Source organism: Bordetella genomosp. 12 (assembly GCF_002261355.1).
GTDB lineage: Bacteria > Pseudomonadota > Gammaproteobacteria > Burkholderiales > Burkholderiaceae_B > Bordetella.
Genome location: NZ_NEVU01000002.1, coordinates 1078480 through 1096867 on the forward strand (window position 1 = coordinate 1078480; position 18388 = coordinate 1096867).

The window sequence follows — 18388 nt, forward strand, 5'->3', positions numbered from 1 at the left end:
TCAGAGCGCAATAAGCACTTTGCCGGCGAATCTGCCGCTCTCGACCCGCTCGTGCGCCCGGACGATCTCGTCCAAGGGATACACCTCCACGGCGTGGTGCGCCAGGCGCGGCAGACATTCCTGGAGATCCGCGATCGCGGCCTGGCGCGCCCGGGCCGTGAGGGTATAGACCAGAAAAAAGTGCAGCGAAATCGCCCGCGGCAGCCAGGCGGCAAAATGGATGGGGATGTCGCCCCGGTCATTGGAGCCGTAGCACACAAAACGCGCGTGCTCGGCCAGCGCCCCTTCACGCACCAACTGCGCGCTGCGCGAGAAATCCAGGTCGATCAGGGCATTGGCTCCCCTGCCCGCGGTCCATTCCTGCACGCGCACGGCCACGGCTTCGCGCTTGTAATCGATCAAACGCCGGAATCCCAGCTCATGCAAGGCGGCGGCCTTGCCGTCTCCGCCGACCGTGCCGATCACCTCTGCCCCCGCCAGGCGGGCCATCTGGGCGGCGTAAAAACCCACATTTGACGCCGCGCCCGTCACCAACACGGTATCGCCCGCCGATATGTCGGCCAGCCGCAGGGCGTGGATCGCAGTCAAGGCCGGAATGCCCAGCGCGGCCCCGGCCTCCAGGCTCACACCATCGGGCAAGGGCACGGCCTGAGCGGCCGGCAGGCAGACGTATTGCGCGGCAGTGCCGTCGCGGCGGCCATACTGTGCGTTCCATATCCAGACCCGCTGGCCCAAACGGGCTGGGTCCACGCCGGCGCCCAGCGCGTCGATATGGCCCGCGCCGTCGCTGTGCGGAACGACGTACTCCTGTTCGACGCGGCGGCTGCCCGCCCGGGACTTCACATCCGAGGGGTTGATGCCGGAATAAACGACCCTGACCCTTACCTCTCCCGGACCGGGCTCGGGATCAGGCAAGGTGACAAGCTCGAGCACCTCGCGGGCGCTGCCATTGGATCGATACCGGGCGGCATGCATGTCTGATCTTCCTTGTGCGGACGAAGCGGTCCCTGAGTGTACCCAGTCCCGACCGGTAAGTGCCGGGGTTTCCACCGCCATGGCCACCTTGCGCCTTGGCGCAGGCCGGCGCCGGACTCCCCCGGCGCGGCGGCGCGGCCACGCCTCGGTCATTTGGCCGCGCCGCGTCGCTGGGCTACACTCTGCTGCCTCGCAGACTTGCGGGTACCGCTTCAAGGCCGGCTCCGCCGGCCGTTGCATTTCCGGAATCTCCTCCTTTGCAACACGCGTCAGCACCCCTGACCGCGTTCCCGCTTTGAGCGTGCCCCTGGCCTGCCGGCAGCCTCACGCTCCTACCCGGATCAGGCCGTCGTGCGCCGTCGCGCTTCCACAAGCCGTGCGCCGCCGCATACCCAGAACCTGCGCGCCCCAAGGCGCGCCCCGTTGTTATTGACCGACCGAGCTGCTTTCCCATGTCTTCGCTTCCCGCCGCCGGCGCCGCAACGTCCGCTGGCCGCCGCAATTCCCCCTTTCAGGTTCTCACCGCCAGTCTCATCGGCACCACCATCGAGTTTTTCGATTTCTACGTGTACGCCACCGCGGCCGTCCTGGTGTTTCCGGCGCTGTTCTTCCCCAACAGCGATCCGATGACCGCACTACTGGCCTCTTTCGCCACGTTCTCGATTGCCTTTTTCGCGCGTCCCGTGGGCGCCCTGGTCTTTGGCCACTATGGCGACCGGATCGGCCGCAAGAAAACCCTCATCGCCGCGCTGCTGACGATGGGCATCTCCACCGTGGCCATCGGCCTGCTGCCCACCTATGACGCCGTGGGCGTGGCCGCGCCGCTGCTGCTGGCTTTGTGCCGTTTCGGTCAGGGCTTCGGCCTGGGCGGCGAATGGGGCGGCGCCCTGTTGCTGGCCACGGAGAACGCCAGCGAGAAAAACAAAAGCTGGTACGGCATGTTTCCGCAGTTGGGCGCGCCGGTCGGCCTGTTCCTGGCCTCGGGCGCCTTCTGGGCGTTGATGCACTTCATCTCGCAGGAAGCGCTCTTGTCCTGGGGCTGGCGTGTTCCGTTTCTGGCATCGGCCGCGCTGATCGCCGTCGGCCTGTGGGTGCGCTTCTCGATTACGGAAACCCCCGAGTTTGCGCGCGCCGCCGAGAAGCACGAGCAGGTAGCCGTCCCGGCCATGGAGCTCTTCAGCAAGCACAAGCGCAGCCTCTTTCTGGGCATCTTCCTGGGCCTGATGACCTTCGTCATGTTCTACATCTGCTCGGCCTACTTGCTGTCGTACAACGTCAAGTCGGCCGGCATGCCCTTTATCGAAGCGCTGACCATCCAGCTCTACTCATCCATTTTCTTCGGCGCGGCCACGCTGCTGGCCGGCCTGCTGGGTGATCGCCTGGGGCGGCGCCGCGTGCTCATCGGTACGGCGATTGCCACCGGCGTGTTCTCTTTTCTCGTGGGCCCGCTGCTGACTTCCGGCGAGGTGGGCATCATCGTATTCGCCATGCTGGGCATGACCATCTTTGGCCTGAACTACGGCGTCATGGGTACGGCGCTGGCCGAGCCCTTCCCCACCCGCGTGCGCTACACCGGCTCGTCCATTGCGTTCAACGTGGCCGGTATCCTGGGCGCCTCTCTGGCGCCCTACATCGCCACCTGGCTGCAATTGCACTATGGCATTCAATCTGTCGGCTACTACCTGCTGGCCGCCGCATTGATCAGTCTGTATTGCATGGTGGTGTCGCCCGCCAATAAGCTTTGATATCCGCTACGACACGAGCACTCGGCAATCATCGCGTTGCCGGCGCCTTCGGATGATGTAGCGCTCCCTGCAATAGATTGCCAGGCCGTCTTTGACGGCTTGGCTTTTTTTTGTTTACCGATTGCTCCCGGTGGAACGATCCTGACACCTGTGGCGCATGAGAACCATGCGGATTGCCCTGGCCGCCCGCTCGCGCTTTGTCAGGAAAACCCGAAGTCTTGGCAGTGTCCCCCTATGAGACTTTGGAATATGGAAATAAATAATAGAAAGTTCCCTAGACACGTCGGCGTTGTTACCTTATTGTTCGGATCAAATTCCATTATGTCCGGTCAATTAAATTTGAGGAACGACAATGAAAAAGGGATTGCAAGCTGCATTCGTGGCCGCTGGTTTCTTGACCGCGTTTATGGTGCAGGCGGAGACACTGAAGTTGGGAGTGGTGGGCGGCATGACCGGCCCCGGCGCCCCATGGGGGCTGGCCGTCGATGGGGGCGTCAAGATTGCCGTGGACGAGGTCAACAAGGCTGGCGGCCTAGACGTCAAAGGTAAAAAGTACCAAGTGGAAGTCATTGCCTACGATGACCACTACAAAGCTGCAGACGCGGTGACGGCGACCAATCGACTTATTGATCAGGATGACGTGAAGTTCATTATCGGTCCGATCGGCTCGGCGTCGGTCATGGCCATGAAGCCTATCACCGAGCGCAACAAGGTCGTACTGCTGTCGAACAGCTACTCAACGGAAATCCTGGACGCGAACACCAAGTATCTTTTCCGCGTTCTGCCCACGACGAACGAATACAACGGCCAGTTGATCGGCTGGCTCAAGAAGAACCATCCTGAGCTTAAGCGCGTTGCAATTCTCTCGCCCAACGATGCGACGGGCTGGAGCACACAGAAAACACAGAAAAAGGCTTATGAGGACGCCGGATACACCGTGGCCGAAGCCAAGTTCTTCGAACGCTCCCAGAACGATTTCCGCACGTTGCTAACCAGCATCCTCGCGAAGAACGTCGATTTCATTGAGTTGGATACCGTGCCTCCCGGCCCGGCCGGGATCGTGATCCGGCAGGCGCGCGAGATGGGGTTCAAGGGGAAGTTTACGAAGTTTGGTGGCAACAACGTGGCGGAGACGGTCAAGTCTGCTGGCGCTGACAACGCCGAAGGAACGCTGGTCTATCTTTCGGCGGATCCGGCCAGCGCGCCTTATGCCCGACTGAGCGCGGAGTACGCCAAATTCCATAGCAACAGCATGGATGACTTTGCGTTCTATTTTTACGACGCGACCAAGTTGCTCTTCAAGGCCATGCAAGCAGCTGGTACGGTCACAGACACGTCTGCGATCGTTAACAAGATAGAGTCCAGTCCGAGTTTTGAAGGCATCCAAGGCAGTATCGTCTGGGGCGGTAAAGAGGCGTACGGAGTCAACCACCAGATCGCGACTCCTGCCTATCTCGGCATTATCAAAGGTGGCAAGGCCCAGGTCGTCGAGAAGTTCGACGCACGGTAATCGGGGAAGTAGCCCGCGCTGTCAAAGCGCGGTCGCTTGACTTTATCGGCTCATCACTATGCAGATTACTTTGCAGATCGTCATCATCGCGTTGATGTCGGCCTTCGTCTACGCACTTGTGGCCCTCGGTTTCACACTAGTTTTCGGCATTCTTCGAGTGGTCAATTTCGCGCACGGCGAGTTCTACATGCTGGGTGCCTATGCCATGTTCATTTTCTATGGGGCGCTGTCCTGGCCCTATTTGCCCGCTCTCCTTGCTGCCTCTCTGGCCGTCGGCGTCCTTGGCCTGTTGGTAGAACGCGGGCTGTTCCGTCGCTTCTCCGGCGATGAGATGGGGGGGATGATTATGTCGCTGGCGTTGGCTATCACCCTGCAGGCAGCGATTTCACTGCTGTTCTCCGTGGACGAACAATCGGTAAGGCGTCCCGTCGAAGGTGCCTGGCAGATCGGTCCGGCTTTCTTCGCCAAGGATCAACTGTTGATTGTGGCCGTGAGCGTCATCGCTCTGGCAGCCTTCTACTATCTGATCGAGCGTACGCGCTTGGGCATCACGATCAGGGCAGTGGCGCAGGACCGCGAAGTCGCGCGGCTTCAAGGGGTAAGTTCGCGCAAAATCATGGCGTTCACGTTCGCGCTCAGTTGTGGCCTGGCCGGCCTGTCTGGGGCACTTATGGCACCCGTCTACACCATACATCCCTATATGGGAGAGACAGTGGTGGTCAAGGCTTTCATCATCGTGGTTCTGGGTGGGCTGGGTAGCCTCCCCGGGGCCGTGGTGGCCTCCCTTATCCTGAGCTTTACGGAGGCGATCGCCGCGACGTTCTACAACGCCACGGTCGCCACCATGGTGTCGTTCTTGATAGTCATGGCGGTACTGATTGTCAAACCCAGTGGCCTGATGGGTAAAACAACATGATCTCCTCACGTCACTTGCCGCTCTACCGCAAGGACGGGCCGCTGCAATGGGCCTGGCATAGCCTCGTCGTGGTTCTCTTGTTCTGCTGGCCCTTGTGGTCCGGGCAGCCACGCTTTCATTTGCATCTGGCGATCATGGTGGCCATTTATTCCGCTCTCGCCATGAGCATGAATCTGCTGCTGCGGATTGGACAGTTGTCGCTCGCGCATGGCGCCTTGTTCGGCCTGGGAGCGTATACCTCTGCGATTCTGAGCCGCGACTATGGCTTGTCGTTTCCTGCCGCCTTTGTGGCCGCGGGACTGATGACCGCGCTGGTGGCCGGGCTTGTGGGCCCGGTGTTCATGCGAATAAAGGGCGTGCATTTCGCGCTTCTGACATTTGCGTTAGGGGAAGCCATCGTGCTGTGCTTCATCGAGTTCCACGGCTTGTTCGGCGGAAATAATGGCTTTGGCGATATTCCCCCGGTCTCGGCAAGTCTTCCGGTTCCCGAAGGCCGTTACGGCGTTTATCTCGTGGCGATTTCTTTCGCTTTGATGGTCTATTTTGGCCTGCGTCTGCTGTATCGCCGTGAATGGGGCATGATCGCCGCGTCACTGCAACAGAATGAAGCCCTGGTGACGGCGGGCGGACTGAATGTGCTGGCCTTCCGGGTAAGCGTTTTCGTTCTGAGTGCGGCCATCGCCGGTTGCACTGGCAGTTTGTATGCACATTACCAAGGCTTTATTTCACCGGACGCTTTCGGATTCTGGACTGCCGTCAACGCGGTCATTATGAATGTGCTGGGCGGTGTGGGTGCGCTAGCTGGTGCTGTGGTCGGCGCCGTGATTCTGGTCCCGCTGCCCGAACTGCTGCGTGGTCTGCAACAGTATCAACGTCTCATCTATGGTTTGACATTGATCCTGCTGCTGCTCTTCATGCCGCAAGGCCTGGCCGCTTTGGCGCGAGATGCCATGCAAAAACTGCGGGGAGCACGCACATGAGCGCCGAACTCGACGTTCAGGGCCTCAGCCGCGTCTATGGCGGCATCCGCGCTCTGGAGGGCGTGAGTTTCAGGACGATACCTGGGCAGATCACTGGGGTGATCGGCCCCAACGGCGCTGGAAAGACCACATTGTTCAACCTCATTGCCGGAGCGGTGCGTCCCTCTTCAGGATGCGTGCGCATGAATGGCGAGTTGCTGACCGGAGCTTCGGCAGCGGCCATCGCCCGGCGGGGTTTGGTGCGTACGTTCCAATCCACCAGCGTGTTTGCCGGGCGCAGTGTGTACGAAAACCTGTATCGAGCAGCCCTATTTCGTCAATTTCCGTCGCCGCTGTCTTTGTTCCGTCCTTGGAGCTTGCGGCAAGGACGATGGCGAGCAGCGCGCCAAGCAGATGAGGCACTTGATCGCATAGGCATGAGCAGCTTGGCTGCCGCGGACGCGGGCGCTCTGCCCTACGGGCTGCAGAAGATACTGGGAGTAGGCATGGCTTTGACAGCCATGCCCGCCATGCTGCTGATGGACGAACCCGCCGCCGGCCTGAATCCCGTGGAGACCGTGGCCATGGCGGACCTCATCGAACGTATTCACGCCACCGGTATCGATATCGTCGTCGTCGAGCACGACATGGGCCTCGTCATGCGCCTATGCCAACGCCTGGTTGTACTGGTCAACGGAAAGCTGTTGGCCGACGGTGAGCGCGGCCAGGTGCAACAGGATCCTCAAGTGATCGAAGCTTATCTTGGAGCCGATCTTGACGATGCTTGAAATCGATCAGCTCTCCGTGAATTACGGAGCTGTCCAGGCGCTGGACGAAGTCTCGATGAGCGTTAAAACCGGCGCCGTCTGCGCAGTAATCGGCGCAAACGGCGCAGGAAAGTCGACGTTGATGAAGGCTATCGTCGGTTTGGTCCCGTCGCGAAGCGGAGATATTCGCCTGCAGGGAAGCACGATACAGGCCTTGGGGACGGAAAAGCGAGTGGCCCTCGGTTTGGCGCTCTCTCCGGAGGGCCGGCGACTGTTCCCTGAACTCACTGTCCGAGAGAACCTGGTCATGGGTGCCTACTTGCGCCAGGGGCGGACCGGCATCCATGCCGACATCGCGCGTGTCTACGAATACTTCCCAAGGCTCAAGGAACGCGAGAATAGTCTGGGACGTCACTTGTCGGGCGGCGAACAGCAAATGTGCGCGATCGGTCGCGCGCTCATGTCCAGGCCGCGCCTGCTGTTGCTCGATGAGCCGTCGTTGGGCCTTGCTCCGGCCGTCACGCTGGAAGTCGCGCGAGCTATCCGTCAGATCAGCCAAGACGGCACCACCATTGTTCTGGTCGAGCAGAACGCACGTCTGGCACTCAAGTTGTCGCAACAGGCTGTCGTGCTGGAGACGGGCCGCCTGGTCATGTCGGGCGACAGTACTTGCATCGCGAGCAATCCCCAGATGGCTGCGGCCTACCTGGGCCATGGATCCGAGAACCCCCGCCATGCCTAATATCTATCAGGTCGCCATGTTTAACGCGCAACGGCATCCCGACAAGATCGCCGTCTCCGATGAACGCCATCAACTCACTTTCGAACAACTGTGCGCGCGCGCGCGTGCACTTTCGTACTACTTGGGCAGCTTGGGCGTGCAGCGGGGGGACCGTGTTGCGGTCATGACGGCAAACTCCATCGACTATTTAGCACTGTTGCATGCCACCGCGTTCAGTGGCTTTTCAGTCGTGCCCATTAATACGCGTTACGGCCTGTCGGAATTGAGCCATCTGTTGAGTGATGCTCAACCCAGGGTCTGCCTGTATGACTCGACCTACCAATCTTTGGTGGATGACTTGATACGGCAGAACGCCCTACGGGATCAGCCGCTCTGGATCGATGCTTTCCCTGATGACTTATCTGAACCGGTCAGCACGGACCCGGTGGCACGGCGTTTTGGCTCGGTAGACGATGAAGAAGTGGCCATCATCATGTACACCTCGGGTACCACCTCCACCCCCAAGGGGGCCATGCTCACACACGGCAATCTCTCGGCTAACTCAGTCAATTACATAATGGAACTCGGCATAGATGCCGACGCCCGCTCACTGCTGGCCACGCCGTTGTTTCACATCGGCGGATTTGGTGTCGTGAACGGCCCCATTCTTTATGCCGGCGGCAGCCTGCATATCTTGCCGCGCTTTGACATTGACGTGGTCATTCAGGCATTGGATGAGCACCAACCCACCCATGTCTTTTTGCTCTCTACGATGTGGGTCGGGCTGACCGACCACCCCGATTTTGCTAAGCGCGTCTGGCCGGCGGCCCGTTTCGTGCAAACGGCTGCGGCACCGCTAGGCCAATGGCGTCAGGAGCTCATCCGCAAGGTGTTTCCCAATGCGGAGTTCAGTTGGGGGTTCGGCATGACGGAAAGCTGCGTGACCACCATCAAGAACAGGTACACCCGTGAGATCCTGGAGCATCCTGGCTCCATCGGCTATCTTTGGCGCCATGTGCAGTACCGTCTCGTGGACGGCAATGGTCAGGTGCTGGCCGATCAACGCGGCCCGGGCGAGTTGCAGGTTCGCGGCCCGACGATCTTCAAGGGTTACTGGCGACAGCCGGAGTTGACTGCCCAGGTTCTGGACGCACAGGGCTGGTTGCACACCGGGGATGTCATCCGCATCGACGAGGACGATTTTTCATACTTCATCGGGCGTAGCAAGGATATGGTCAAGACGGGTGGCGAAAATGTCGCCGCACTGGAGGTGGAGAATTGCCTCACCAGCCATACCGATGTGCGCGAAGCTGCGGCCTTCGGCTTGCCGCATGAGTATTGGGGTGAAGAACTCGTGGCGGCCGTGGTGGCGGCCGCCGGGCGCAGCCCGAATGCGGACGCTTTGCGTGACCATTGCCGCAGCCAACTCTCAGGATTCAAAGTCCCCAAACGCATCTTCATCGTTGACGCTCTGCCCCAGTCGTCCTCGGGAAAAGTCCAGAAGTTTCGCCTCAAGGAGCAGTTTTCACTATGAGCGCCACGCCCGATCTGTTTGAACCACGGGTGCTCGAGGCATGGGCAAAAATGGCGTCGAGCGATGCCTTCGTGGCCAAGAACGCAATTCTTGCGGACCTTAGGTTCGGCCTGCGTAACGCTGACACCGACCAGGCGGTGTGGCTAGCGGTGGAGGGCGAGCAAGTGAGCTCTGGCACCGGCTTGGACAGTACGGCCTTCGCTTTCGAGGGGCGAACGGATGCCTTCTCAGAGCTTGCCCGCGGGTTTCCTTTCAACAGGCTGATACGCCAGCACCGGTTAACTATCGTGGGAGATATGCGTCGCTGCGTACAAAACTGGCTGCTGATCTACGCGGTCACCCGTCTGACCGGCCATCTATATCGACAACGCGCAGAGGACTGACATGCCTTATGTCACGACGGCGAGTGGCGTTCGCGCTTACTACGACCACGCGGGTGAAGGGCCGGTCCTGGTTATGGTTCACGGTGCGAGTCAGGACTCTCTCTCCTGGAAGCACGTCCTCGCCCGCTTTTCCCAGCATTACAGTGTGTACGTACTGGATCTGCCTGGACATGGAAAGAGCGATTTGCCTGCGCATGGTGCAAATAAGACGACGCCAGATAATGCGCGGTATGTCGTGCAGTTCCTTCAAGCACTGCATCTTGAACGCGTCACTCTAATGGGGCACTCCATGGGGGGTGGCGTGGTCGCTCAGGTAGCGGTCTTTGCGCCGGAGCGTGTCGCGGGGCTGGTGCTTGTCGATGGCGCGTCGGTAAACGTCGTGAAGTCTTCCGGTTATAACCCCCATATCCTCAGCATGGCTCAGATTAATCCCGGAGATTGGTTTGAGGTCACATTCCGGACGCTTATGGGCAGCGCTGTCAACGATGAGCGAATCGAAGACCTGATCGCAGATGCCCGCCGCTGTAACCCTGCGGTTGCCTTTGCGGATATTTGCGCGTTTGGGGGCTTTCGCATGGAAACGATTCTGGCAGCCATACGCTGCCCTGTCGTTATCGTCGAAGGCGCTCAGGATTGGTCGGTTCCGCCAGAGTCCGCGCGCGAAGTACTGCGCCAGCTGCGCGGCCAGGTAGCGGTGGAATATATAGAATGGCAGAACGTCGGGCATTTCCCTCAGAGCGAGTGCCCCGAGCTCTTCTACCAGGACACGCGCGCGGCCATGGCCCGCCTGTCGCTATAGCCGATCAATGAATGACGCAGAACACGCCAAAAACCACGCCAAAGCCCACGCTTTATCAAAGCATCAGCGACCATCTTCTGGAAATGATCAGGGATGGACACTTCCCCGTGGGCTCCAAATTGCCCACGGAAATGGAGCTATGTGATCAATTTGGCGTGGGACGTCATACCGCACGTGAGGCCGTGCGGAAATTGACGGATCTGGGTGTGGTGGAGCGCCGCCGGCGGGCTGGCACCACCGTGGTACGTCAGCATCCTCGAGCGCAGTTTGGTGTCGAACTTGAAACAACCAACCAGCTGCAGCGATATCTCGAAGCGACAGATCTGCATGTGAATAAGATTGTCATGGACTTGGCCAAGATGCCTCGTGAGACGGCATTGGAGGGAGTGCCTTCAGATTGGTTCAAGGTCGAGACCTACCGTTGCGTTCCTGGCACCAAACGCGCCATTTCCTGGACCGACATCTATCTGCGCAAGGAGTATCAGTCAATTGCCGAGCACATCTCCACCAAGCCAGGTGGCGTCTACCCCTTGCTTGAGACCCAATGCGGCGAAGTCGTCGAGGTGATAGAGATGGAAATTTCGGCGTCGCGGTTTCCTCCTCGCGTCGGCCGTTTTCTCCAGTACGAGGCGGCCGATCCGGCGCTGCTCATCATCCGTTCATTCCGCAACCCGGCCGGGAAACTGCTCGAGGTTGCTGTCAGTTTTTATCCACCTTACGAGTTCCGCTACGCCACTCGTCTGTCGCGCCGCGACGGACAACATAAGACGCGCAGCTGATCGTTTAATGCAGGCAGACAAAAGAAATGAAGCGAAAGTACGGCAAGAGCGTCAGCGTCCGAATTTCGGGTTCGGAGGCATTAGTGCGGTTCGACCGCGGCGTCAATCGCAATGCGATCGACCAAGACACGCTACTGGCGCTGACCCAGGTCGCGCGGGATCTTGCCGAATCCTTGGTGATACACACGGTCGTGCTCACCGGGGCGGCCGACATCTTCTCCGCGGGAATCGACCTCAAGGATCCGCAGAAGTGGCAGGAGGACGATACTCAGCTTCTCTTGCGGCGAGACACAGCCCAGCGCGGCGCCCGGCTCTGCCGTCTTTGGGAAGAGTTGCCCCAGATTACGATCGCGGCTATTGAAGGTGCCGCAGTCGGCGGCTCGGTGGCGCTCGCGCTGGCCTGCGACTGGCGAGTTGCCGCAGACGATGCCATCCTCTATTTGCCCGAAGCGAAGGTGGGTCTGAATATGGGATGGGGCGCAATCCCACGGATGGTCAACCTCATTGGCGCGGCGCGCACCAAACGAGCCATCCTTTTGGCAGAAAAACTTGGGATGGCCCAGGCCCAAGCTTGGGGAATTGTCGACGAAGTGGTCGCGCCTGGCGAGGCCGTGGCTAGCGCTCGAGCGCTAGCGGCGCGTGCTAGTCAAACTCCACCGGCCATCCTGCGCATGACCAAAGAGTCGGTGAATATGCATGCGAACGCGCTAAACCGGCTCGGGATCTATATGGATGCCGATCAAGCTCTAGTCTGCAGAGACAGTGACGAAGGAAGCGCTGCACGCGAACAGTTTCTGAGGAAATGACCTGCACTTTCTGCGCTGAAGCAGTGCGATGACTCGTTGTGGCCGCCGCCGATGTCGGGCAAAGCCGCGCGACACCCTGGCTGGCTATTAGGCACGGCGGCTCAACCCACCGCCGCCACGGGTTCGCGCTGTGGCACTTCTTCATTGGCGGCGATGCTGCGTACCGGCCCGATGGCTGCCAGCACGCTGGCTACCGCCTCGTCCAGGCGTTCCTGAATGGCGTCGGTGATGCGCAAGGCGCCTGCTTCGTCGAAACCGACTTCTTTGTCGGTGGCGTAGACCCCCGCGAGGATGTGACGCGCGCCCAGGGCGGACAGCACCGGTTTGATGCCGTACTCGAGCGCCAGCAGATGGGCGGCGCTGCCGCCCGTGGCGATGGGCAGCACGACTTTGCCCGCCAGCGCTTTTTCGTCCAGCAGATCCAGCAGCGCTTTCAGGCCGCCGGCCAGAGAGGCTTTGTAGATAGGGCTGGCGACGATCAGCACGCGCGCATCGGCCACGCGCGCTCGCAACGCAGCGGCGGCTGGGCTGGCGTAACGGCCTTCGATGAGGTCCTGCGCGGGCACGTCCTGCAGCCCGAGCTCGTCGATGTCATGGCCGTGCCGCGCGAGCGCCTGCCCGACATGGCGCAGCAGCGAGGTGGAACGCGAGCGTTGCGAGGGGCTGCCTGCCAGAGTGATGATGGTCATGGTTGCGAATGACGGGTTCGTGCCCGTTAGAGAGAACGCGATGCCACCCATTCTGGCAGGGCGAGCCGGGCCGAGAAAATACTTCCTCGGCATGTCTTTATGCGAGCGGGCCCGACGCCCCTTCGCGCAAAGACGCCCGGTCAGGCCAGGCCGCGGATGTTCACCGTGACCGGCGCGCCTCGCGACACCGACCCGTAGATGGGGCAGATGTTGAGATAAACGCCAACGAGCGCCCTCGCCTCTTCCTGCGTGGCGCCCTCGAGTTCGAAATCCAGCCGCACGAAGGCGTAATGGCCGGGCCGCGCCTCGTCGGCCTCGGCCTCGCCGTGGACCCGGACGCAACGCAAGACCACGGCCTGCTCGCGTGCGCTGGATTCGATCACTGCCTGGGCGCAAGTGGCCAGGGCGGCCAGTAACAGCTCGGCGGCCAGCCATGCCTGGCCCGGACCACCCCGCGATGGCGTGGCGTCGGCCACCAGATGCTGGTCGCGCGCTGACAGAAGGTAACGGCCTTGCAGGCCGATGGTGGTGCTGCGTAGCGTGGGCATGCAAGTCTCCTTATTCAGGGGCGGGCCAGGCCGAGATGGTCGCGCAGGGTGCTGCCGCTGTACTCGCGGCGAAACAGCCCGCGATCCTGCAGCTCGGGAATGGTCAGGCGCACGAATTGCTCCATGCCGCCCGGCAGATAGGAGGCCTGGATCATGAAGCCATCGCAGGCCTGCCCGCGGTACCAGGCTTCCATGGTATCGGCCACGGCTTTGCCGGAACCCACGAAGTCGCGCAGCGTGCCCACCCCATAGCGATGTCCCAGTTCGGACAAGGTCAGTCCTTGCTTGCGTGTGAGTTCCGCGACCTCTTTGTAATGGCCCTGAACGCCGGGCACATCCATGTCGGGCAGGATCTCATCCTGCGGGAACTGGGCCAGATCGATGTCCAGGTGATAAGAGAGCGTCGACAGCCCTGCCTGCGGCACAGCCAGCGCCTGCAGTTGGCGGTCGGCGGCTTGTGCCTGCGCGTCGCTTTCTGCCACCACCGGCACGATGCCGGGCAGAATCTTCAAGCTGGCGGGGTCACGGCCGTGCGATGCTGCCCTGCCCTTCATTTCCGCATAGAAGGCCTGGGCCGACTCTAGCGAGGAGTGGTTGACGAAGATGACATCGGCCCATTTGGCGGCGAAGTCGCGCCCGCGCCCCGAGGCGCCGGCCTGAATGAAGACGGGCCGGCCCTGGGGGGGGCGGCTTACGTTCAGCGGGCCCTGCACGCGGAAATACTTGCCTTGATGGTTGATGGCGGCCACTTTGGCCGGGTCCGCGAAAAGCGGCGCGGCCTTGTCGCGGGCGACGGCGCCGTCCTCCCAGCTATCCCACAGCTTGCACGCGATCTCCACGAACTCTTCCGCGCGCTCGTATCGGGCTTCACGGGAAAGCTGTTCGGACAGCCCGAAATTGGCGGCCTCGGCCTGCTGGAATGAGGTCACGATGTTCCAGGCGGCACGGCCGGCGCTCAAATGATCGAGCGTCGCCAAGGATCGGGCCACGGCGAACGGCTCGAAGTACGAGGTCGAAATGGTACTGGCCAGGCCCAGATGACGAGTATGCGCGGCAACGGTGGCCAGCGTGATCAAGGGTTCCAGGCGCAGTGCGCCAAGCGCGCCGTAGCGCAACTGGCTGTCGAGGCTGCCTTCGAAACGCTGTGGCACCGCAAGGATGTCGGCCAGAAACAGCAAGTCGAAGCGGCCCTCTTCCAACAGTTTGCCCAGCCGGGCGTAGTAATCGGCCGACAACACGTCGGTGTCGGCGTCAGGATGGCGCCAGCCGCCATGATGGCCGGAGACGGGGCCGGCCTGGACGAAGGCGGCCAGATGCATCTGGCCAGTGCTTAATGAGTCGGACATAGGTTAGAAGGGATCAAGCCCTGAAACTGAGAAATATGAATACAAGCTGCAGGAATTCTAAGAAGGTTTTTTATCGTGTGCGGCTATAAGCGAATAACCATTACGTCCTTGGGTATGGCGTGGTGAGCGCGCAGAATCTTTGGTTTTTCGCACCGCGCCAGGTAAATCAAATGCGCAAGACATTCGCCGCTTTTATCGCCGCCACCGCCTTTGCTGGCGCGGCGCATGCCGCCGACACGATCAAGATCGGTACCATTCTCTCCACCACCGGGCCCGCCGCTTTTCTGGGCGAGGACATGAAAGATGGCATGGAAATTGCCATCGATGAGATCAATGCCGCAGGTGGGGTCAACGGCCGCAAGCTCGAATGGAAGTTCTACGACGCCGAAAGCCAAACGGCCAAAGCGCTGTCGTCGACCCGCCGGCTGCTGTCCCAGGACCGGGTGGATATCCTGGTCGGCGGCGGCAATATGAGCGGTATCGCCCAGGCCATGGTGCCCCTGGCCCAGCAGGCTAAAACGCCCTTCATCTCCACGGAGGGAGCGGCCACCATCGCCAGTCCGGCCGAGCAACGCCCCTGGGTATTCAAAAGCACGGTGGACGACAGCCAGGTTTTCGAGCGCCTGGCCGACTATTTCAAGAAGCAAGGCATCACCCGTGTCGCGCTGCTGCATGACACCAGCGGCTTTGGCCAGGCCGCCGCCGATGCGTTGCGCGCCGTGGCACCCGCGCATGACCTCAAGGTGAGCTATGAAGCCTTCGCGCCTTCTGACACCGATCTCACCTCCCAATTGACCAAGATCCGGGCCAGTGACGCGCAGGCCATCGTGTGCTGGACGGTCACGCCCGCAGGCGTGATCTTCATGCGGCAGGCTCGCCAACTGGGCCTGAATGACCGCAAGCTCATTCATAGCTATGGCTTTGTGTCCCAGCGCTATATGGAGCTGGCCGGCGCCGATGCCCAGGACGTGCTGTTGGTATCGGTGAAGTTTCCCGTCGGCGCCGATCTGCCCGATACCGATCCGCTCAAGCGCAAAATCGCCGATCTGACCACCAAGTTCAAGGCCCGGTATGGGCGCGATCCCAACCAGTTCGTCGCGCAGACCTATGACGCCATCCAATTGGCGGCCAAGGCCCTGGCCGCCGGCCCCGACAAGGACGCGGTCCGCGGCGCGTTGGAACACGTGCAAGGTTATGAGGGCGTGGGTGGCGTCTTCAACTTCTCTGACCAGCGGCACTCCGGTCTGGCCAAGGAAGACATCGTCCTGGTGAACTGGAAGGATGGCCGTTTCCACCTGGCCGATTACCGCTAAGTCATGGACGCAGCGTTTCTGCAATTGGTGTTCGCCGGCCTGGGCACCGGAGGAATCTACGCGCTGATCGCGGTCGGTTTCAACATCATCTTTAAAGCTACGGGCGCGCTGAACTTCGCCCAGGGTGAGTGGGTGATGTTGGGCGGGATGCTGGCCGCCCTGGCCGTGGTCCAGACCGACGCGCCCGTGTGGTTGGTGACCCTGGCGGCCACCTTGGCCGTCGCGCTGGTCGGCTGGCTGTCGGACCGCGTGGTCATCCGGCCGCTGCGCCAACACGGCGCGCTCACCATCACGCTGGTGTCGGTCGGTCTGGCGATCGCCACCAAGAGTCTGGTCATGCTGACCCTGGGCAAGAATCCCCAGGGTTATGCCGGGCTGTCCGGCGAGCGCGTGCTGGCCATTGGCGGCGCGCACGTCAATGCGCAGACACTGTGGATCTTCGCGATCACGCTGGTGCTGATGGCGGCCACGCATCTGTTCTTCGCGCATACCCGCTACGGCATCGCGATGCGGGCAGCCTGCGCCAATGCCGATGCGGCCGCGCTCATGGGCATCAGCCGCCGGCGCGTCGTGGCCGCGTCGTTCAGCATGGCGGCCTTGTTTGGCGGGCTTGCCGGCGCCATCATCACTCCGCTCACGCTCATGTCGTATGACAGCGGCACGGTCCTGGGTTTCAAAGGATTCAGCGCCGCCATGCTGGGCGGCCTGGGCAATCTGTATGGCGCCTTGTTGGGCGGCGTTCTGCTGGGCCTGCTCGAGACGCTTACCGCCGGCTACCTCACCTCGCAATTCAAGGATGGCGTGGCCTTCCTGATCCTGCTGCTGATCCTCATCATTCGCCCGCAAGGCCTGCTTGGACGCGCCGATGTCATTAAAGTCTGACCCGCTCTTGCCCGACCCGGCGAGCCTGCCGCGCCTGGCGGCGGTCTGGCTCATCCTGGCCGCCTGGCCCTGGGTCGCGCCCAACGACTATCTCGTCAGTCTGGGCAGTACCTTCTTCATCAATCTCCTGCTGATCAGCGGGCTGAACCTGCTGGTCGGGTATGCCGGCCAGATCTCGCTGGCTCAGGGCGGCTTCTTCGGGCTCGGCGCCTATACCAGCGGCATTCTGTCCGCGCAATTTGGCCTGAGCCCCTGGCTGGGCTTGGTGGCGGCCATTGCCTGCTGCGCGGGCGTGGCGCTGCTGGTCGGGTTGCCCACGCTGCGACTGCGCGGGCATTACCTGGCCATGGCAACGGTTGGCCTGAACGCTATTCTTTCGGTGCTGTTCGTGGGCTTGGTCGGACTGACCGGCGGGCCCAATGGGCTGTCGGGCGTGCCCTCTTTCAGTCTGGGCCCCTGGGATCTGGGCGAGCCGACCGCTTTCTTTCTGCTTGCCTGGGTGTTCGGCGGCGTGGCGATGCTCGGTTTGCGCAATCTGTTGCGCTCGCGGGCCGGCCGCGGCGTTCGGGCCTTGGCTGCCAGCGATATCGCCGCGGCCTGCATGGGAGTGCCGGTCTTGCGCTACAAGCTGGCGGTGTTTGCACTCAGCGCGGCGCTGGCCGGGCTGGCCGGCTCCTTGCATGTGCATCAGAACAATTACGCCTCGCCCGAAACCTTCTCCTTTTTCACGTCTGTGCTGCTGCTGGTGATGGCGGCCGTCGGCGGCTTCGGGCGCTTCTGGGGCGGTTTTCTCGGCGCCCTGCTCTTTACGGCTTTACCCGAACTCATGCGCGACATGCACGATGCCGAACTCCTGGTGTTTGGCGTGGCAATGATCGTTGTCGTCGGATTCCTGCCAGGTGGCCTGGCGGGCCTGCGTTGGCCCCGCAGGCGGCTGTCATGAGCGCGCTGTTGCATGCGCGGGGCCTGTCGCGCGCCTTCGGTGGGATTCAGGCCGTACAAGACGTGACGCTGTCGGTGGCGCCGGGCGAAATCGTGTCCGTCATCGGCCCCAACGGGGCGGGCAAGTCGACGCTTTTCAATTTGCTGACTGGCGTGACCCAGCCCGACGCCGGCAGGATAGACTTTGCCGGGCAACGCATCGACAGGCAACCGCCGCAGCGGCGCGTGCGCCTGGGCATGGCGCGGACCTTCCAGAATCTGCAGATCTTTCCTGAACTGAGCGTGCTCGAGAATGTGCTGGTGGGCCGCCATGTCCGCACACGCAGCGGCTTTGTCAGCGGGCTGCTCGGCCTGCCGCTGACGCGCCGCGAGCGGGAAAGCGACGCCAGCCTGGGCATGGCGCTGCTTGAAGAACTCGGGCTGGCCGACCAGGCCGGAAAACTTGCGGCAAGCCTGAGCTATGGCGATGCCAAACTCATGGAAATTGCCCGGGCGATGGCCTCGGAGCCCCGTCTGCTGCTGTTGGACGAGCCCATGGCCGGGCTGCCGGCCGAAGCCGTCGCCCGCGTGGTGGCCGCGATCCGGGCGCTTAATACGCGTGGCGTGGCCGTACTGCTGGTCGAACACAATGTGCACGTCGTGATGTCGCTGTCCGAACATATTCTTGTACTGAACAACGGCCGCCCGATCAGCGAAGGGCCCCCGCAGCGGGTCCGGCATGATCCTGCGGTGATCGAAGCCTATCTGGGAGGCCACGGCGATGCGGCTTGAGGT

At 61.7% G+C, this 18388-nt stretch carries 19 protein-coding genes; 15 read left to right on the forward strand and 4 right to left on the reverse strand.

Translation table 11 applies throughout. The annotated features are described in order from the left end of the window. Window positions 1-975, reverse strand: a complete 975-nt coding sequence (locus tag CAL22_RS10515; RefSeq protein WP_094812890.1) for an NADPH:quinone reductase — start codon at window positions 973-975, stop codon at window positions 1-3. 452 nt (window positions 976-1427) lie between these two features. Here CAL22_RS10515 and CAL22_RS10520 point away from each other — a divergent pair, with 452 nt between their 5' ends. The 11 genes from CAL22_RS10520 to CAL22_RS10570 all read left to right on the forward strand — a co-directional run bounded on the left by CAL22_RS10520 (window position 1428) and on the right by CAL22_RS10570 (window position 11894). Next, a complete protein-coding gene (locus CAL22_RS10520; RefSeq protein WP_094812892.1) occupies window positions 1428-2720 on the forward strand; it encodes an MFS transporter in 1293 nt (430 codons plus the stop codon). A 352-nt stretch (window positions 2721-3072) separates the two neighbouring features. After that, window positions 3073-4230, forward strand: a complete 1158-nt coding sequence (locus tag CAL22_RS10525) for an ABC transporter substrate-binding protein (RefSeq protein WP_094812894.1) — start codon at window positions 3073-3075, stop codon at window positions 4228-4230. A gap of 58 nt (window positions 4231-4288) precedes the next feature. Continuing rightward, complete coding sequence (locus tag CAL22_RS10530) at window positions 4289-5146, forward strand: branched-chain amino acid ABC transporter permease (RefSeq protein WP_094812896.1); 858 nt, start codon at window positions 4289-4291, stop codon at window positions 5144-5146. Beyond that, window positions 5143-6126, forward strand: coding sequence for a branched-chain amino acid ABC transporter permease (locus tag CAL22_RS10535; protein WP_094812898.1), 984 nt, complete (start codon window positions 5143-5145; stop codon window positions 6124-6126). Before CAL22_RS10530 ends, CAL22_RS10535 begins: the two co-directional genes overlap by 4 nt. Then, on the forward strand, window positions 6123-6893 hold the full coding sequence (locus CAL22_RS10540) for an ABC transporter ATP-binding protein (protein ID WP_094812900.1): 771 nt from the start codon (window positions 6123-6125) through the stop codon (window positions 6891-6893). The genes CAL22_RS10535 and CAL22_RS10540 overlap by 4 nt, the downstream gene beginning before the upstream one ends. Next, on the forward strand, window positions 6886-7614 hold the full coding sequence (locus CAL22_RS10545; RefSeq protein ID WP_094812901.1) for an ABC transporter ATP-binding protein: 729 nt from the start codon (window positions 6886-6888) through the stop codon (window positions 7612-7614). Before CAL22_RS10540 ends, CAL22_RS10545 begins: the two co-directional genes overlap by 8 nt. Continuing rightward, window positions 7607-9127 (forward strand): class I adenylate-forming enzyme family protein, encoded by a 1521-nt coding sequence (locus tag CAL22_RS10550; RefSeq protein ID WP_094812903.1) that lies wholly within the window; start codon window positions 7607-7609, stop codon window positions 9125-9127. The genes CAL22_RS10545 and CAL22_RS10550 overlap by 8 nt, the downstream gene beginning before the upstream one ends. Beyond that, complete coding sequence (locus tag CAL22_RS10555) at window positions 9124-9510, forward strand: hypothetical protein (RefSeq protein ID WP_094812905.1); 387 nt, start codon at window positions 9124-9126, stop codon at window positions 9508-9510. Before CAL22_RS10550 ends, CAL22_RS10555 begins: the two co-directional genes overlap by 4 nt. A gap of 1 nt (window position 9511) precedes the next feature. Next, window positions 9512-10309, forward strand: a complete 798-nt coding sequence (locus tag CAL22_RS10560) for an alpha/beta hydrolase (protein WP_094812907.1) — start codon at window positions 9512-9514, stop codon at window positions 10307-10309. An 11-nt stretch (window positions 10310-10320) separates the two neighbouring features. Beyond that, complete coding sequence (locus tag CAL22_RS10565) at window positions 10321-11088, forward strand: GntR family transcriptional regulator (protein WP_094812909.1); 768 nt, start codon at window positions 10321-10323, stop codon at window positions 11086-11088. Window positions 11089-11114: 26 nt separating this feature from the next. After that, the gene (locus CAL22_RS10570) at window positions 11115-11894 is read left to right on the forward strand and encodes an enoyl-CoA hydratase/isomerase family protein (RefSeq protein ID WP_094812911.1); all 780 of its coding nucleotides are present in this window, start codon (window positions 11115-11117) and stop codon (window positions 11892-11894) included. A 101-nt stretch (window positions 11895-11995) separates the two neighbouring features. On the opposite strand, the gene ssuE is transcribed toward CAL22_RS10570, so the two are convergent. The 3 genes from ssuE to CAL22_RS10585 form a co-directional block, all read right to left on the reverse strand. Next, complete coding sequence (gene ssuE, locus CAL22_RS10575) at window positions 11996-12583, reverse strand: NADPH-dependent FMN reductase (RefSeq protein WP_094812913.1); 588 nt, start codon at window positions 12581-12583, stop codon at window positions 11996-11998. Window positions 12584-12723: 140 nt separating this feature from the next. Then, a complete protein-coding gene (locus CAL22_RS10580; protein WP_094812915.1) occupies window positions 12724-13131 on the reverse strand; it encodes an OsmC family protein in 408 nt (135 codons plus the stop codon). Between the two features lie 14 nt (window positions 13132-13145). Further along, the gene (locus CAL22_RS10585) at window positions 13146-14477 is read right to left on the reverse strand and encodes an LLM class flavin-dependent oxidoreductase (RefSeq protein ID WP_244193833.1); all 1332 of its coding nucleotides are present in this window, start codon (window positions 14475-14477) and stop codon (window positions 13146-13148) included. 170 nt (window positions 14478-14647) lie between these two features. On the opposite strand from CAL22_RS10585, the gene CAL22_RS10590 reads away from it, so the two are divergent. Genes CAL22_RS10590 through CAL22_RS10605 form a run of 4 tightly spaced genes read left to right on the forward strand, consistent with a single transcriptional unit; the run spans window position 14648 to window position 18385 of the window. Further along, a complete protein-coding gene (locus tag CAL22_RS10590) occupies window positions 14648-15790 on the forward strand; it encodes an ABC transporter substrate-binding protein (protein WP_143276958.1) in 1143 nt (380 codons plus the stop codon). Window positions 15791-15793: 3 nt separating this feature from the next. After that, window positions 15794-16672 (forward strand): branched-chain amino acid ABC transporter permease, encoded by an 879-nt coding sequence (locus CAL22_RS10595; RefSeq protein ID WP_094812921.1) that lies wholly within the window; start codon window positions 15794-15796, stop codon window positions 16670-16672. After that, a complete protein-coding gene (locus CAL22_RS10600) occupies window positions 16656-17615 on the forward strand; it encodes a branched-chain amino acid ABC transporter permease (protein ID WP_094812922.1) in 960 nt (319 codons plus the stop codon). The genes CAL22_RS10595 and CAL22_RS10600 overlap by 17 nt, the downstream gene beginning before the upstream one ends. Beyond that, window positions 17612-18385: an ABC transporter ATP-binding protein gene (locus CAL22_RS10605; protein ID WP_094812924.1), complete on the forward strand. Its 774-nt coding sequence runs from the start codon at window positions 17612-17614 to the stop codon at window positions 18383-18385. The genes CAL22_RS10600 and CAL22_RS10605 overlap by 4 nt, the downstream gene beginning before the upstream one ends. Window positions 18386-18388: the final 3 nt, after the last annotated feature.

What these genes read in the sequence shown, in the direction of transcription:
- CAL22_RS10515 (WP_094812890.1), bottom strand. Translation starts at nt 975, where the DNA reads ATGCATGCCGCCCGGTATCGATCCAATGGCAGCGCCCGCGAGGTGCTC.
- CAL22_RS10520 (WP_094812892.1), top strand. Translation starts at nt 1,428, where the DNA reads ATGTCTTCGCTTCCCGCCGCCGGCGCCGCAACGTCCGCTGGCCGCCGC.
- CAL22_RS10525 (WP_094812894.1), top strand. Translation starts at nt 3,073, where the DNA reads ATGAAAAAGGGATTGCAAGCTGCATTCGTGGCCGCTGGTTTCTTGACC.
- CAL22_RS10530 (WP_094812896.1), top strand. Translation starts at nt 4,289, where the DNA reads ATGCAGATTACTTTGCAGATCGTCATCATCGCGTTGATGTCGGCCTTC.
- CAL22_RS10535 (WP_094812898.1), top strand. Translation starts at nt 5,143, where the DNA reads ATGATCTCCTCACGTCACTTGCCGCTCTACCGCAAGGACGGGCCGCTG.
- CAL22_RS10540 (WP_094812900.1), top strand. Translation starts at nt 6,123, where the DNA reads ATGAGCGCCGAACTCGACGTTCAGGGCCTCAGCCGCGTCTATGGCGGC.
- CAL22_RS10545 (WP_094812901.1), top strand. Translation starts at nt 6,886, where the DNA reads ATGCTTGAAATCGATCAGCTCTCCGTGAATTACGGAGCTGTCCAGGCG.
- CAL22_RS10550 (WP_094812903.1), top strand. Translation starts at nt 7,607, where the DNA reads ATGCCTAATATCTATCAGGTCGCCATGTTTAACGCGCAACGGCATCCC.
- CAL22_RS10555 (WP_094812905.1), top strand. Translation starts at nt 9,124, where the DNA reads ATGAGCGCCACGCCCGATCTGTTTGAACCACGGGTGCTCGAGGCATGG.
- CAL22_RS10560 (WP_094812907.1), top strand. Translation starts at nt 9,512, where the DNA reads ATGCCTTATGTCACGACGGCGAGTGGCGTTCGCGCTTACTACGACCAC.
- CAL22_RS10565 (WP_094812909.1), top strand. Translation starts at nt 10,321, where the DNA reads ATGACGCAGAACACGCCAAAAACCACGCCAAAGCCCACGCTTTATCAA.
- CAL22_RS10570 (WP_094812911.1), top strand. Translation starts at nt 11,115, where the DNA reads ATGAAGCGAAAGTACGGCAAGAGCGTCAGCGTCCGAATTTCGGGTTCG.
- ssuE (WP_094812913.1), bottom strand. Translation starts at nt 12,583, where the DNA reads ATGACCATCATCACTCTGGCAGGCAGCCCCTCGCAACGCTCGCGTTCC.
- CAL22_RS10580 (WP_094812915.1), bottom strand. Translation starts at nt 13,131, where the DNA reads ATGCCCACGCTACGCAGCACCACCATCGGCCTGCAAGGCCGTTACCTT.
- CAL22_RS10585 (WP_244193833.1), bottom strand. Translation starts at nt 14,477, where the DNA reads ATGTCCGACTCATTAAGCACTGGCCAGATGCATCTGGCCGCCTTCGTC.
- CAL22_RS10590 (WP_143276958.1), top strand. Translation starts at nt 14,648, where the DNA reads ATGCGCAAGACATTCGCCGCTTTTATCGCCGCCACCGCCTTTGCTGGC.
- CAL22_RS10595 (WP_094812921.1), top strand. Translation starts at nt 15,794, where the DNA reads ATGGACGCAGCGTTTCTGCAATTGGTGTTCGCCGGCCTGGGCACCGGA.
- CAL22_RS10600 (WP_094812922.1), top strand. Translation starts at nt 16,656, where the DNA reads ATGTCATTAAAGTCTGACCCGCTCTTGCCCGACCCGGCGAGCCTGCCG.
- CAL22_RS10605 (WP_094812924.1), top strand. Translation starts at nt 17,612, where the DNA reads ATGAGCGCGCTGTTGCATGCGCGGGGCCTGTCGCGCGCCTTCGGTGGG.